This window comes from Siansivirga zeaxanthinifaciens CC-SAMT-1 (assembly GCF_000941055.1).
Classification (GTDB): domain Bacteria; phylum Bacteroidota; class Bacteroidia; order Flavobacteriales; family Flavobacteriaceae; genus Siansivirga; species Siansivirga zeaxanthinifaciens.
The window spans coordinates 2,500,503-2,516,428 of the sequence record NZ_CP007202.1 but is presented as its reverse complement, the minus strand read 5'-3'; the positions used below and the strand labels follow the sequence as shown (position 1 = coordinate 2,516,428).

The 15,926-nt window shown below is 32.9% G+C and carries 13 protein-coding genes; 12 read left to right on the top strand and 1 reads right to left on the bottom strand.

What is annotated here, in order from left to right:
• Complete coding sequence (locus AW14_RS11325; protein ID WP_044638912.1) at nt 1-1,032, top strand: TlpA family protein disulfide reductase; 1,032 nt, start codon at nt 1-3, stop codon at nt 1,030-1,032.
• Between the two features lie 51 nt (nt 1,033-1,083).
• Here the strand turns inward: AW14_RS11325 and AW14_RS11320 are convergent, their stop codons facing one another.
• A complete protein-coding gene (locus AW14_RS11320) occupies nt 1,084-2,637 on the bottom strand; it encodes a bifunctional ADP-dependent NAD(P)H-hydrate dehydratase/NAD(P)H-hydrate epimerase (RefSeq protein ID WP_044638911.1) in 1,554 nt (517 codons plus the stop codon).
• Nucleotides 2,638-2,977: 340 nt separating this feature from the next.
• Between AW14_RS11320 and thrA the strand changes: the two genes are divergently transcribed.
• The 11 genes from thrA (at nt 2,978) to gcvT (ending at nt 15,925) form a co-directional block, all read left to right on the top strand.
• Complete coding sequence (thrA, locus tag AW14_RS11315; protein ID WP_044638910.1) at nt 2,978-5,422, top strand: bifunctional aspartate kinase/homoserine dehydrogenase I; 2,445 nt, start codon at nt 2,978-2,980, stop codon at nt 5,420-5,422.
• A 96-nt stretch (nt 5,423-5,518) separates the two neighbouring features.
• Nucleotides 5,519-6,445 carry a homoserine kinase gene (locus tag AW14_RS11310; RefSeq protein ID WP_044638909.1) on the top strand — a complete coding sequence of 309 codons (927 nt, stop codon included), beginning with the start codon at nt 5,519-5,521 and terminating at the stop codon, nt 6,443-6,445.
• Nucleotides 6,446-6,519: 74 nt separating this feature from the next.
• A complete protein-coding gene (gene thrC, locus AW14_RS11305) occupies nt 6,520-7,812 on the top strand; it encodes a threonine synthase (RefSeq protein WP_044638908.1) in 1,293 nt (430 codons plus the stop codon).
• Between the two features lie 38 nt (nt 7,813-7,850).
• Nucleotides 7,851-8,387 carry a GNAT family N-acetyltransferase gene (locus tag AW14_RS11300; protein ID WP_044638907.1) on the top strand — a complete coding sequence of 179 codons (537 nt, stop codon included), beginning with the start codon at nt 7,851-7,853 and terminating at the stop codon, nt 8,385-8,387.
• Nucleotides 8,388-8,391: 4 nt separating this feature from the next.
• The gene (locus tag AW14_RS11295; RefSeq protein ID WP_044638906.1) at nt 8,392-8,628 is read left to right on the top strand and encodes a CBU_0592 family membrane protein; all 237 of its coding nucleotides are present in this window, start codon (nt 8,392-8,394) and stop codon (nt 8,626-8,628) included.
• 132 nt (nt 8,629-8,760) lie between these two features.
• Nucleotides 8,761-9,936, top strand: coding sequence for a hypothetical protein (locus AW14_RS11290; RefSeq protein WP_044638905.1), 1,176 nt, complete (start codon nt 8,761-8,763; stop codon nt 9,934-9,936).
• An 8-nt stretch (nt 9,937-9,944) separates the two neighbouring features.
• Nucleotides 9,945-10,631 carry a hypothetical protein gene (locus tag AW14_RS11285; RefSeq protein ID WP_044638904.1) on the top strand — a complete coding sequence of 229 codons (687 nt, stop codon included), beginning with the start codon at nt 9,945-9,947 and terminating at the stop codon, nt 10,629-10,631.
• Nucleotides 10,632-10,789: 158 nt separating this feature from the next.
• A complete protein-coding gene (locus AW14_RS11280) occupies nt 10,790-13,360 on the top strand; it encodes an SIR2 family protein (protein WP_044638903.1) in 2,571 nt (856 codons plus the stop codon).
• A 213-nt stretch (nt 13,361-13,573) separates the two neighbouring features.
• On the top strand, nt 13,574-14,089 hold the full coding sequence (locus AW14_RS11275) for a DUF3124 domain-containing protein (protein WP_044638902.1): 516 nt from the start codon (nt 13,574-13,576) through the stop codon (nt 14,087-14,089).
• A 2-nt stretch (nt 14,090-14,091) separates the two neighbouring features.
• Nucleotides 14,092-14,709: a MarC family protein gene (locus tag AW14_RS11270; protein WP_394330345.1), complete on the top strand. Its 618-nt coding sequence runs from the start codon at nt 14,092-14,094 to the stop codon at nt 14,707-14,709.
• 133 nt (nt 14,710-14,842) lie between these two features.
• Complete coding sequence (gene gcvT, locus AW14_RS11265; protein ID WP_044638901.1) at nt 14,843-15,925, top strand: glycine cleavage system aminomethyltransferase GcvT; 1,083 nt, start codon at nt 14,843-14,845, stop codon at nt 15,923-15,925.
• Nucleotide 15,926 lies beyond the last annotated feature (1 nt).

Sequence of the window (15,926 nt, the reverse complement as noted above, 5' to 3'; positions counted from 1 at the left end):
ATGAAAAAATTATTATTATTAACCGTTGCTGCTTCAATTATAGCATGTAAACAAGCTCCTAAAGATTACGTTACAATTTCTGGAAAAATTACAGATAAAAACAGTGATTCTATTTTTATTGCCAACAGAACGTTTTCTAAAACTATTAAAGTTAATGAAGATGGTACTTTAAAAGATACTTTAAAAGTGCCAACAGGTCTTTATAGTTTATATGATGGTAAAGAATCTGCAACGATTTTCCTTAAAAATGGATTTGATATTGAATTTACCTTAGACACAAAGGAATTTGACGAGTCTATTACATTTAGTGGCGAAGGTGCCGAGCACAATAATTTTTTAGCTAAGCATTCTTTATTAAGAGAAAATTTATTGGATGTAGATGCTTTAAGTGATTTAAAAACTGAAGATTTAGAAACTGAATTTAGTAAAATAGATAAAACCTTAAGCGAATTCTATGATTCTAATGTAAATATCGATACGTCTATTACCAATGACTTAAAAGGAAGTTTAAAGCCAATGCTTAACTACTACAAAAGCTATGTTTTAGATAAAATAGCTTTAAAAACAACGTTATATAAAGGAGCGCCCTCACCTACTTTCGAGAATTACGAAAATTACAAAGGTGGTACAACGTCATTATCCGATTTAAAAGGAAAATATGTTTATGTTGATGTTTGGGCTACTTGGTGCGGACCATGTAAAGGCGAAATTCCTTCTTTAAAAGCATTAGAAGCAGACTACCACGGTAAAAACATTCACTTTGTAAGTTTGTCTATTGACGACGATAGAACGCATGGTGGTTCTTGGGATAAAGCAAAAGCAGATTGGAAAGCTATGGTAGCCGATAAAGAATTAGGTGGCATTCAAATAATGGCACCAGAAGGATGGAAATCTGCCTTTGTTGAAGCTTATAAAATTAAAGGTATTCCTCGATTTTTATTAATCGATCCCGATGGGAATATTGTAACTCCAGATGCTCCAAGACCTTCAAGTCCAGACATTAGAGAGTTGTTTGATACTTTAGAAATCTAAAACAAACACTGTTCAAAAACAAAAAAGCCACTTAAAAAGTGGCTTTTTTGTTTAGGATTCTTCTGTAGTTTCGTTTGCTTGTGGTGCTTGTTCGGGTTGCTTAAATAAATCTTTAAAAGCTTCCCCGAGATAATCTATGATATGGCTTGCTATTAAGCTTTGATAGCCATAATCTTCAACTGCTATATCTGCAGATTTTCCGTGTAAATACACTCCAAAAATAGCCGCAGTTAAAGGTTCGTACGACTGCGAAATTAATCCTGTAATGATGCCCGTTAAAACATCGCCAGTGCCAGCAGTTGCTAATCCAGGATTGCCTGTGGTGTTAATGTATAATTTATCTTGATAAACGGTGATGGTGTTAGCACCTTTAATTACAACAATAAGGTCGTATGTTTTTGAAAGGGATTTTACTTTATCCAATTTGTAAAAATCATCTTTCCACACACCTACTAAACGTTCTAATTCCTTAGGGTGCGGCGTTAAAACCGATTGCTTCGGTAATAATTTTAATAAATTTTTATTTTCTGAAATGATATTTAAAGCATCGGCATCAATAACTAACGGACTTGTATTTGATTTTAAAAAACCTTCAAAGGCCAGAACAGTTTCACCAGCGGTTCCTAAGCCCATACCTATACCAATGGCCGAAGCTTTTATATCAAAATTAATATTCGATATTAAAACATCACTATCACTGGTTAAAACCATTGCTTCTGGAAACGCCGTTTGTAAAGGTATATAACCACATTTAGGCACATAGGCTGTAATTAATCCCGAACCTGCAGATAAAGCAGCGCGACTGGCCAAAGTTACTGCACCTGTTTTACCATAACTCCCTCCTATTATAACACTATGTCCATAGGTTACTTTATGAGAAAATTTATCTCTGGGTTTATAAATTGGTAAAACTTCATGTTTTCCTATTAACTCTGCTTCGGTTGTAGTTGTGTACAAAAATTCAGGATCAATGCCAATATCCAACGTTTCCCATTGTTGGGTATATTTACTGGTTTCGGGTAAAAAGAAAACCAATTTAGGCGTTACAAAACTTAAAGTATAGCCTGCTTTTATAACGGCCGTTTCATCAACAGGTACTTGATCTGTTTGTAAACCCGATGGAATATCTATCGATAAAGTGAAGGCTTTTGTTTCATTTAAATACACAAAAAGATCTTTCACCCATGTATCTACCGGACGGTTTAATCCTATTCCAAAAATGGCATCCACAATAATATCGTCCTTTTGAATTTCAGGAAAATCTTCAATAGAAGTTAATAGTTCTGGCCACTTTTTCGTAACATTTTTAATTCGGTCGTAATTAATTAAAAAATCTTTAGACCGTTTATCGCTGTAGTTTACAATATAGGTTTTTACATTATAACCATCTAAAATAAGCTGTCTGGATAGCACCAGGCCATCGCCTCCATTATTTCCAATACCGCAAAATACATGAATAGGAACTTGAGCGCCTTGCATTCGTAAATGCATCCAATTAAATATTTGTGAACCCGCACGCTCCATTAAATCTGTTGAGGAAATATTTTGGCGCTCTATAGTTAAACGGTCGCCTTCGTAAATTTGTTCTTTAGAAAATATCTTCATTCGCTAATTATCAATTTTTCAAAACTTATTTATATTGGTTAATTAAATTAAAAGAAAATCAATTCAATATAAGAATACTGTAAAAAAATAAGTTTAGTTTTTTTATTTGGCTAAAAGTAATACTTTTGAATTGTTCTATTACAAGAAACAATGAATCATTTAAACCAAAATACACGTACCATCTTCCCTTTTTTTTCAAAAGGAAACACGTCTATTATTGGAACAACTACAATGATTACAACCCTTTGGGGTTGTTAGTTATATATTCTTCAGGCAATTTTTGTAATTTCACAAATTACAATTTCAAAACATATTTTTTCAATTATCAATTCATTAAAAAATGAAGGTTTTAAAATTTGGTGGCACCTCTGTAGGTTCTGCAAAAAACATAAATAACGTTATTAGCATTTTAGAAAATTATGCTAAAAAAGATTCTGTAATCTGTGTGGTTTCTGCTGTTGGCGGTATAACCGATAAATTATTGTTGGCTGGTAAACAGGCACAATTAAAAGACACGAATTACACCGAGTCGTTTAACATTATAAAAGATATTCATTTTAATATTGTAAATGAATTAAATCTGGATAAAAGCTCGCCAATTATTGCATTTGTTGATGCAAGATTAAACGAACTTAAAAGTTTATTAGATGGGATTTATTTAATTAATGAATTATCTCCAAAAACATCCGATAAATTAGTGAGTTATGGTGAATTATTATCTTCATACATCATCGCCGAAACGATGAAAAATCGTGGTTTTTCGGCCGATCGTAAAAATTCACAGGAATTAATAATTACCAATTCAAACTTCACCAAAGCAGAAGTTAATTACAGTATTACAAATAAAAATATTGAAACTTACTTCAACACAGCGAAGCAAAGCATTACCATTTTACCTGGTTTTGTTTCTAAATCGGTTGCTGGTGAAGAAACGACTTTGGGGCGCGGTGGTTCCGATTTTACTGCGGCTATTGTTGCAGCAGCTTTAAACGTTGAACAGTTAGAAATCTGGACCGATGTTAGTGGTATGTTCACTACCAATCCGAAATTGGTAAAGCAAGCTTACCCTATTGAAAAAATATCGTATCAAGAGGCCATGGAATTATCGCATTTTGGTGCAAAAGTTCTATATCCGCCAACGGTACAGCCTGTTTTAAATTTAAATATTCCAATTCATATTAAAAATACATTAGAGCCAGAAGCTGTTGGAACCATTATTTCTAACGATGCCTTTGTTTCGTCTTCGCCTGTAAGAGGCATTAGTAATATTTCTAATATTGCCTTGTTAACCCTTCAAGGCAGCGGTATGGTTGGTATTCCTGGGTTTTCTAAACGTTTGTTTGAAACCTTATCACAAGAAAAAATAAATGTGATTTTAATCACGCAAGCATCGTCTGAGCATTCTATTTGTTTGGGTATTAACGAAACCGATGCCGAATTGGCTAAAACGGCAATCGATGCTACTTTCGAAAATGAAATTGCATTAAATAAAATAGATCCTATTATTGTTGAAAAAGACCTGTCTATCATCGCTTTAGTTGGCGACAGCATGAAAAACCATCAAGGTATAAGCGGTAAAATGTTTAGCACTTTAGGAAAAAACAATATTAATATTAGAGCGATTGCTCAAGGGGCTTCAGAGAAAAACATTTCGGCTGTAATTGCAGAAAAAGATGTTAAAAAAGCCCTGAACACCTTACATGAACAATTTTTCGAATCGAAAACCAAACAACTCAATGTATTTATTACGGGTGTTGGTAATGTGGGTGAAAAATTGGTGGAGCAAATCAAGCAACAACGTAAATACTTAAAAGAAAATCTAAAAATTAATTTAAGAATTGCTGGATTATCGAATTCCAGAAAGATGATTTTCAACGAAGACGGATTAGATTTAAGCGATTGGAAAGACCAACTGGCTAGTGGCGAAACAGCTTCGTTAGAAGGCTTTTTCGAGCGCACCAAATCGTTAAACCTTCGTAACAGCATTTTTGTTGATGTTACCGCAAATAAAGACGTGGCTGGACTGTATGCACAATATTTACGCGAAAGCATTGGCGTGGTTGCCTGTAATAAAATTGCTTGTTCTAGCGATTTCGAAAATTATAAATTATTAAAACGTTTATCGCTTAAATACAATGCACCATTTTTATTTGAAACCAATGTGGGTGCGGGCTTACCTATTATAGATACTTTAGGTAATTTAATAGCTTCGGGAGATAAAATCACGTCTATTCATGCGGTATTATCTGGTAGTTTAAATTTTGTATTTAATAATTTCGATGATACTACAAAGTTTTACGATGTGGTTAAACAAGCTGCTGCCGAAGGATATACCGAGCCAGACCCAAGAATCGATTTAAGTGGTGTCGATGTGGCGCGTAAAATTTTAATTTTAGCTCGTGAAAGTGGTGTTGAAATGAATTTAGAAGATATTGAAAATACACCATTCCTTTCGGATGCTGGATTAAAAAGCGATTCGGTAGCCGATTTTTACGATACTTTAATTGCCGATGAAGCGCATTACCAAAGTTTGTATGCTTCAGCGAAAGCTAAAGGCTGTCAGTTAAAATACGTAGCGCAGTTTAACAACGGAAAAGCCAGTGTGAGTTTACAGGAAATTCCTAGCGATCATCCTTTCTTTAATTTAAAAGGAAAAGATAATATTGTTATGTTTTACACCCAGCGTTACCCAGAACAGCCTATGATTATTAAAGGTGCGGGAGCAGGTGCCGAAGTAACAGCTTCTGGTTTGTTCGCCGATATTATTAGAATTGGAAATGATTAATTTAAAATGATAAAAGAACAAAGAATAGAGAAGCTAGAATATAGACACTTAAATTAGTCACTTCGCTTTTTCTATTTTCTGTTTTCTCAAATAAAAATGAACGAAATAAAAATATTTTCTCCGGCAACCGTTGCAAATGTCGCTTGTGGTTTCGATGTGTTAGGCTTCTGTTTAGATAGTGTTGGAGACGACATGGTTATTAGAAAAACCGATAAAAAAGGGATTTACATCACTAAAATTGAAGGCTTCGATTTACCGTTTGAAGCCGAATTAAACGTGGCAGGTGTTTCGGCATTGGCTATGTATGAAGCTATTAACCCCGATTTCGGATTTGAAATTGAAATTTACAAAAACATTAAACCCGGAAGCGGTATTGGTAGCAGTGCTGCCAGTGCGGTTGGAAGTGTTTTTGGTATGAACGAACTTTTAGGGCGTCCTTTTAATAAAACCCAATTAACCGAGTTTGCGGTTAAAGGCGAAGCCTTAGCAAGTAAATGCGAACACGCCGATAACCTAGCTCCTGCTATGCTTGGCGGTTTTACGCTGGTTAAAAGCATGCAGCCTTTAGAAATTTTGCAAATACCAACGCCAGAAGATTTATATGCGACGATTATTCATCCGCAAATAGAAATAAAAACATCCGAAGCGCGTGCCATCCTTCCTAAAGATGTAGCCTTAAGCAATGCGGTAACGCAATGGGCTAATTTTGGAAGTTTAATTCATGCCCTACATACCAGCGATTTTGGCTTAATAGAAAGATCACTTAAAGATGTTATTGTAGAGCCCTATAGAAGTCAGTTAATACCACATTACCAAGACGTTAAAAAAGCCATGCTAGATGCAGGTGCCTTAGGCGCTGGCATTTCAGGCTCTGGCCCTTCTATTTTTTCATTAAGTAAAGGCTCGGAAACAGCTGTAAATGTGAAAGATGCTATTGAAAAAGTATATGCAACTACAGGCATTGATTTCGATATTCATGTAACCAAAATAAACACGGAAGGCATCAAAATAATTGATAATTAATAATTTATTATTGATAATTAAAAATTCAAAAAAACATTCGTGTATTCGTGGCAATAAAAAACATATAAAACATCATGAACTATTACTCACTAAATCATAAAGCACCAAAAACAACATTTAAAGATGCGGTTATTAAAGGTTTAGCACCCGATAAAGGATTATATTTTCCTGAAAGTATAACGCCGCTTCCTAAAGAATTTTTTGAAAACATAGATGATTTATCAAATTCTGAAATTGCTTTTGAAGCCATCAAACAATTCGTTTCACCAGAAATTCCAGAAGATGTTTTAAAAACGATTGTTGAAGAAACCTTGTCTTTCGACTTTCCTGTGGTGCCCTTAAACGACAACATTTCTACTTTAGAATTGTTTCACGGACCAACCATGGCGTTTAAAGATGTGGGGGCGCGTTTTATGGCGCGTTGTTTAGGGTATTTTAACCAGAACAACGACCGTGAAGTTACTGTTTTAGTAGCTACTTCGGGAGATACCGGTGGCGCTGTAGCCAATGGTTTTTTAGGTGTTAAAGGGGTTAATGTGGTTATTCTTTACCCGAGCGGAAAAGTGAGCGATATACAAGAAATGCAACTAACCACTTTAGGACAAAACATAAAAGCTTTAGAAGTTAACGGCACGTTTGATGATTGCCAGGCCATGGTAAAAACAGCGTTTTTAGACGAAAGCATTACCAAAAACATGCAGTTAACCTCGGCGAATTCTATAAATGTGGCGCGTTGGTTGCCGCAGTTATTTTACTTTATGTTTGCCTACAAACAATTACATAAAAAACATAAAAACATCGTGTTTTCGGTGCCTAGCGGTAATTTTGGAAATATTTGTGCAGGTATGATGGCGCAGCAATTAGGCTTGCCTATTCAGCATTTTATAGCATCAAACAACGCTAATAACGTGGTAACTCGCTATTTAATTTCGCGTTTATACGAAGTGAAACCTTCGGTGCAAACCATTAGTAATGCGATGGATGTTGGAGCCCCAAGTAACTTTATTCGTATTCAGGAAATTTATGAAAACAACTTCGACGAATTAAGAGAAAACCTGTCCTCTTATAGTTTTTCCGATGATGAAACCCGTGAAGCCCTTTTAGAAATGTACAACCAATATAACTATGTTGCCGATCCGCATGGCGCTGTGGGCTATTTAGGTTGTAAAGAATATTTAGAAGAACACAGCGATGCGCATTGCGTGTTTTTAGAAACGGCACATCCAACCAAATTTTTAGATGTTGTAGAAGACGTTATTAAAGAAAAACAACCCCTACCAGAACAAATACAATCGGTTATGGGAAAACAAAAAGAATCGGTGGTTATTTCAACGTATAACGATTTAAAAGCCTTTCTATTAAGTTAATAATCAATTTATTATAACCAATTTATAAAGCAACCCCGTTGCTGTTTCATGTTATGGTATCCATTCGTAGAGGCACTTTAAACGATGCCGAGTTACTGGCTAATTTAGGTAAAACCACGTTTTTAGAAGCGCATGGGCATAGTGCCTCGCCCGAAGAAATTAATGAGTATGTTAGCATTAAGTTTTCTACAACGGCTTTTGAAACCGAATTAAAAGACCCCGATGCTATATTTTACATTATGGCTTTTAATAACGAGGTTGTAGGCTATTCTAAATTAATTTGCAATGCGCCACATGCCAACATTACATTGCAACAGGCGGCAAAATTAGAACGCTTGTATATTTTACAAGCCTTTCATGGTTTAAAGTTGGGCTACCAATTATTGCAACATAATATAAACGAAGCCCTCAACCACAACCAAACAGGTATGTGGTTGTTTGTGTGGACAGAAAACCATAAAGCCATTAATTTTTATAAAAACATAGGCTTTAACATTGTTGGTCGCCACGATTTTCAAATAACAGCGACGCGGTACAACCCAAACCACCAAATGCTTTTAACTTTTAAAAACTAAACCTATGAATTTCACAGACTGGATTGGTTTTATAGGTGTTTTTCAAATACTACTCGCCTATCTTTTAAATATTTTAGGCAAATTATCGAACAAGCATTTGGTTTTCATGCTATTAAATGTGGTGGGCGCTTCTATGGCGTGTTTAGCGTCTATACTTTTAAATTACTGGCCTTTTATAATTTTAGAAGCTGTTTGGGCTTTGGCTTCGTTATACGCGCTTTTATCTTACAAAAAGCAGTAGTCTTTTTTGTTTTAACTTTATTTTGTAAATATTTTCTGTTATCTTCGTTTGTCAACGGATGTGATATGCTTTGGGTGATTGTATCGTGTTGGTGGCTACAATAATTTAAAAACCGATAAAAATTAAAAATTTATGAAACTTTTAAAACTTTATTTTACTCTTATTCTGACATGTCTCTTTTTGAACTTATACTCTCAGAGTACTTGGGTAGATATCGCTAAAGCAAAAAGCATATCAGAAGCCAGAACTGATATTGAAGTAGTTTTAACCACGGCACATAACCTTTCTTACATAAGACAAAATACTTCAATGGTATTAATTGATATTGAAAAAACTTATGCGAGTGCTTTTGTCGTTAAGTCTGTAAGTCCTAATACCAAATTATTTGAAGGACAAAGTTTTATTAGCAAAATGAGAGCCAGTATTGAGAATAATTTTGAAATGAATTCAAAACTAGGCTCTGAAGCTCTAGTTGCTGGTTTAGATAATGCGACAAATTCCAATGGACTTCTTACTTCTTTAATTAATGTTCACCCGGTCGGAGCTGCAGTAGGAAATGTATTGTCTATTGTCAATGGATTTCTTGAAAAAAAAGGTGTATTCCTTTTCATAAAAAAACTATTTGCACCCAACTATGAAAAACAAATTCAAGCATTTGAAGATGATATGGCACCATATTTAAATTTTTATAATTCAATGGATATTCATATCGAAAACTCTATAAAAACGTATGACACATATAAGTCAATTTTAGCTTCCGATGGTGCTAAACTTGAGTCATTGTTTAAACAATATTTAAAAACGAGAAATTTATTTACTGGAATAACAAATAGTACAAAACAAAATTTAATCGATAAAATCAATGAAATTGACATTGACAACCTCACACCAATTCAATATTCAAGCTTGTATTTAGACAATAATTTTAAGCAATTAGTTCATTTATCTAATGAAATTAAATCTGCGGAAATATCCATGTCATATAATTATCTGACATTTAACAAAACTGCTCTTTATCACCTAGTATCTTGGAAGAATATTCTTTTAGACAATGTTTTAACTCAAAATAATCAATCAACAGACTTGAAAGATATCATAAATACTTTAGAGAATGCGGACATAGAAATTACAAAACAAATTACTCAAATTGAAAAACTAATAAAGGAAAGAGAAGAAAATCAAAACAATAAGCTAGGTGAAGAAATACTCAAAATGAGAATCAATAAAGGTTTTTTCTCACCAACTAATGATTTTATTGAGGAGTTGAAATCTAATGATACTGACATAGAAAAATTTATAAATAAATAATTTACAGCATGAAAAATACAATTTTATTATTTCTAACATTAATTAGCATCAGTATAATTCAAGCACAAGAACTTGATACCAAAATATTTAATGCTTTTAAACAAGGTAATGTAAACGAAGGTGGGAATTGTGTTTCAATAGCACTGATTAAAGCAGCATATTCGAAGTATGGTCACAAAGATATTTTTAAAAATGTTATCAAAAATGATAGCATTTTTAAAGTGACCATGAGAGATGATTCCCTTGTTACTTTTAGTCAATCTGAACTTGAGTTGATAGCAAGTCGAGCAAACTTTAAACTAAAGGATTCAACTGAATTCTCCATTAGGTTTAAGGAATATGCAGAGTTTTGTTATGCAGCCATGTGCAAGAAGAATCAAATTCTTGAAGGCTATCAAACACTTGACAGCGCAATTACAGACTTGAATAATGGCTACCCGACTAAATATTCTTATAAATTACTGGGTTTAAAATTTAAAAAAATCAAACCACATAGGGCTAAAAGAATCAATAAACTTAAGCATCTTGTAGTTTATAACACATACCATGCTGTTTACGCGTCAAATGGATATTATGATGAATGTTGGAATGAGTCAGGAGTGGAAAAGATTAAAAATTTAAAGTGGAAAAGATTTGGGTGGAAATGTATGTGGAAAATGTGTTCAATAAGTGGTGCTTTTATGATTGTTGATTGAAACAAAATTACTGTTACCAACATTTTGTGTTAGTAATGGTAGGGAATGTGGATAATATCAAGGTATCTAACCCACTCAAACTGCATTCCGTTTCGATATAAAATACCACATAATCTGCCACTAATCATTCATTTTACCGATGTAACTAATACAATAAAATGATTCTTAAAGAAAAAATAAAAGGAATAGATTATTTACTAAATAGGTTTCAAGAAAAACATCTTGAATTTAACTCAATTCCTAAATATTCGTTTTTTTTAGGTGCAGGATGTTCAATAAGTTCAGGTATTCCTTCAGGTTTTGATATAATTCAAAGACTTCGTAAACTATGGTTTATTTCAAATTTTAAAAACGGAACCGAATATAAACTAAACGAATTTGAAATTGACGAGGAAAGGTTTGAAAGTTTGGAAAGTGAATTTCAAATCGCAATTTTGGAACATGAGACACAATTATTCTATAAAGTCGAAAAGTCTATTGATAAATTTAAAGCAGAGCATCCAAAATATCTAGAAAAACTTCTAATAACAATTAGCGAAGAAGATTTAAAAAACAACTTAATTAATGATCAATTATATGGTTTTTGGTTTGAAAGTTTTTCAGAAAATCCAAAAGAAAGACAAAAATTAATCGAATCATTAATCGATAACAAAGAACCTTCAGGAGCATATTTACTTTTAGCCCATTTAATAGCAAATGAAAAAATTAAAAATGTATTTACAACCAATTTTGATGACTTACTTTATGATAGTTTAATAAGATACACAGATACCAAACCCAAAATTTATTCCCACAATGAAATTGCTCAATACATAAATACTTTGGGTAAAAGACCTAACATTATAAAATTACACGGAGATTTTTTATTTGAAAATATTAAAAACACAGAGTTAGAAACTTCAAGACTTTGGGAAAATATGGAATCAAAACTTGAAGAATCGCTCAAGAATTTTGATTTAATAATTGTAGGTTACAATGGTGCTGATTCAAGTGTAATGGATTCTTTAGCAAAATTAAAGTCTAATCATTATGGATTAATTTGGTGTGGTCGAAATCCGGAGAATTTAAATTGGAGAGTAATCGAGTTTATAAATAACACGCCAAATTCTTTCTTTGTAAAGATTGACACATTCGAGTTATTGATGTTTCAGTTATATAAAGTTTACGAAGAAGAAATTAGTTTTCCTGACTTCATAAAAATAGCAGAAAAAAAGAATCAAGAATTTAACAACTATATATCGGTATTTGCAGAAGAGCTAACTACTAATGATAGTATTGATTTAAAAATTAGAGATAATATTCAGAGTACTTTAAACGTCATTTTAGATAGAGATAGTTTTTTTGAAATTGCATCAATGCCTAATGAAGAACAAATTGCATTTCTGCAAAAATTTAGAATTGATGGAATTAGTAGAACTTTAAAAAATATTTATACTCATATTAATTGGGAACATTCAATTTGGTTATATGAATCTTTAGATAAAGAAGATTTTTTCAAAAACAAGATTCAAGAAGCACCAATTCAACATATTTCAAATTCACTTTCTAACCTAAAAAAAATTGATTCTGAAAGAACAAAAAATATTTTAGAGAGTATTGATAATAATATTCTGTTACAAAAAATTAGCAATGCTAAAAGTGAGTATTTATATTCAGCTGTAAATGAACTAAAAGCAATTAGCCCAGATAAAATAGAACTTTTAATAGCTCAGCGTAAAGTAAATACAAGTTTAATTGAATTAGAAGAACTTGACTTAAGACGTATATCATACAGAATAAATACACTATCACACAAAGATGCTTTAGATTTGTTTATTTCTAACAATGATTTGATAAGAACTAAATTAAAATCAGAGTCCATTAAAGAAGTTGTTATCTTTTTCGACACTTTAAGTAAAAATCATTTTAAAGAATGTAAATCACTTTTTGAAAATCTTGACAATGAAGATTTAAGTAATCGAATTTCATTTCAAAATTTAAATCTATTAAGTATTACATTGAGGGTATTTAATAGCTTAGACCGTGAGAAAACGAAAAAAATATTAAACCAACTCGATAATAATATTCTTGAAAGGAAATTAGAAAATTCTAGTTTAAATGAAATCAAATCAATTTTATTTACACTTAAAGATGTTGACTTTAAATTAAGTAAAAAACTTTTATCCCTAATTTCAGACGACTTACTGCTTCATAAATTTTCTAGCTCAGATATTTCAACACTTGCCGAATCTGCAGAATACATCTCTAAAATAGATTCTGAAAGAACTAAACGTATTCTTAAAAAAATTGACAATTCTATTATTACCAAGAATATTGACAAAAATGATTTTACATTTCAGCAATATGGGAATGCAATGTCTAAATTAGTTCTTTTTGACTTCGACAAATTTTGTCAAGCAGCAAGAAATTCAAATATTGAAATCCTATCTGAAAAAATTTCAAGTAGTTTAAATAAAACTGGAGAACAGGTTTTTTTACATTTTGTCCCAACATATTTTAAAGTAGATAGAACCTTATTTTCATTAATCATTGAAAAAGCAAGTCAAGATTATATTGATTCGATTTTGAAATGGCCGAAAATAGATTTATATACAGTCAATTTACCTTATTTAAGAAGAACTTTTGAATCAAATAAAATGGAAAAAGAATCAAAATATATAGATTATATCATACAGAATAATAAAAAAAGATTTAAGAAAAAGAAAAACAGAAATAGAAAAAAGTACTAGACACAACAATAACCATAATCAATTACTTATCCCCACCTACTTCCAAAAATCCCCTCACACAACTTTAACAAACCTTTAAATACTTCCGCGAAAGCGCCAACTGTAAATTTTAATACATTTACTAAAGTAATTAGTTGCTAGGAATAGCCCATCTAATTAAAAGATTAATTATATTCATAACTTAGATTAATTACTCATTTAAACTGTGTTAAAATGCTTAAAAACAACCTGCTGTATATTCTTTTATTTGTTTTCGTTTTTCAGGCCTGCGAGGAGAAAAAAGAAATGAGTTCTATTAACGAAGTTAACTGGAAAAAAAGAACCATTACCAAACCTTTAAAAGATTCTATTGTAGAAGGTGCTACGTATTTATCGGTTTACAGTCAGGTTTACAGTTTAACCGAGCATACCACTTATAATTTAACAGCCATCGTGAGCATGCGAAATGTAAATATAAAAGATACGATTTATATCGATCGTGCCGAATATTTCGATACAAAAGGCAGCTCCATACGCACGTATTTTAATAAAACCATTTATATAGCCCCTATGGAAACCGTTGAAATTGTTATTGACGAAAAAGATAAAGAAGGCGGTACGGGTGCTAATTTCTTGTTTACCTGGAAAACAAAACCCAACGTACACGAACCACTTTTCGAAGGGGTTATGCTTTCCACTTACGGACAACAAGGGCTTTCATTTACAACCAACGGTAAAAGAGTGTATTAAATATGATATCCGATTTACTTACTAAATTACTTTTATTAATCGCCGTTATCGACCCGCTGGGTTCGGTACCTGTGTTTTTAGAGGCCACCAAAAATTTCGATTTAAAATACAAACGTAAAATTGCGGTAAGAGCCTCGTTTGTTGCGCTGTTTATTTTGTTCTTTTTTATTGTCGTGGGACAAATTATTTTAGAAGGCATGCATGTATCGCTCTATGCGTTTCAAATTTCGGGTGGTGTTATTTTATTTTTATTTGCCTTAACCATGATATTTGGTCAGGGTAAACCAGAATCTGAAATGCATTTAATAACCGACTATAAACATGTTACTATTTTTCCGGTAGCTATTCCTTCTATTGCGTCTCCTGGAGCCATTATGGCGGTGGTGATCATGACAGACAACCACATTTACACCATCACCGAACAAGCTATTACCTCGGGACTGGTTATGCTTGTTGTGGCCTTAACAACGATATTGCTGCTAGGCGCGCATTTGGTACAGCAAAGAGTGGGTATTTATGGTATTACCGTTATTAGTAAAATTATGGGTTTAATTCTGGCTTCGTATGCTGTACAAAGCATTCTTACGGGTTTAAAAGCTTTTTTTGCACTTACCACCTAATTGGCTTGTTGGTTTTATAACACGATATTAACTTTTTATAAAAACAGTCATCTATAAATTTTCAATACATTTGCTATCTTAAAAATGTAATTAAATCCCGTTTTACGGAAACTATAAACACATAAAAATTCAAATGAAAAACACAGCTTTAACTCAAACTCACGAAGCTCTTGGAGCAAAAATGGTGCCTTTTGCAGGATTTAACATGCCTGTACAATACGAGGGTGTTAATATAGAACACGAAACGGTTAGACAGGCTGTTGGAGTTTTTGATGTGTCTCACATGGGTGAATTTTTAATTGAAGGCGAACATGCTCTGGACTTAATACAAAAAGTAACCAGTAACGATGCTTCCAAATTAGTTGATGGTAAAGCCCAATACAGCTGTTTACCTAACGATAATGGCGGTATTGTAGATGATTTAATTGTTTACAAAATTAAAGACCAACAATATTTATTGGTTGTAAACGCCAGCAATATTGAAAAAGACTGGAATTGGATTCAGTCTAAAAACGATGTTGGTGCTACTATGCGCGATTTAAGCGACGATTATTCGCTTTTAGCCATTCAGGGACCAAAAGCTATTGAAGCGATGCAGTCTTTAACAAGTCACGATTTATCGGCTATTAATTTTTATAATTTTGTAGTGGGCGATTTTGCTGGTGTAGAGCATGTAATAATTTCTGCAACAGGTTACACTGGTAGTGGCGGCTTTGAAATTTATTGTAAAAACAGCGAGGTTAAACAAATTTGGGATAAAGTTTTTGAAGCTGGAGCCGATTTTGGAATCAAACCTATTGGTTTGGCTGCGCGTGATACCTTGCGTTTAGAAATGGGTTATTGTCTTTACGGAAATGATATAGACGATACCACCTCGCCTTTAGAAGCTGGTTTGGGTTGGATTACCAAGTTCACCAAAGATTTTACAAATTCGGAAGCTTTAAAGCAACAAAAAGAAGCAGGCGTTACACGTAAATTGGTAGCTTTCGAACTCGACGAACGCGGCATTCCTCGTCATGGTTACGATATTGTTGATAGCAACGGCACTAAAATTGGCGAAGTAACATCGGGCACCATGTCTCCTAGCTTAGGTAAAGGTATTGGTTTGGGTTATGTACCAACCTCTTTCGCAGATGTTAATAGCAAAATTTACATTCAAATTCGTAAAAACGCCATTCCTGCAACGGTTGTAAAATTGCCTTTTTACAAAAACTAAT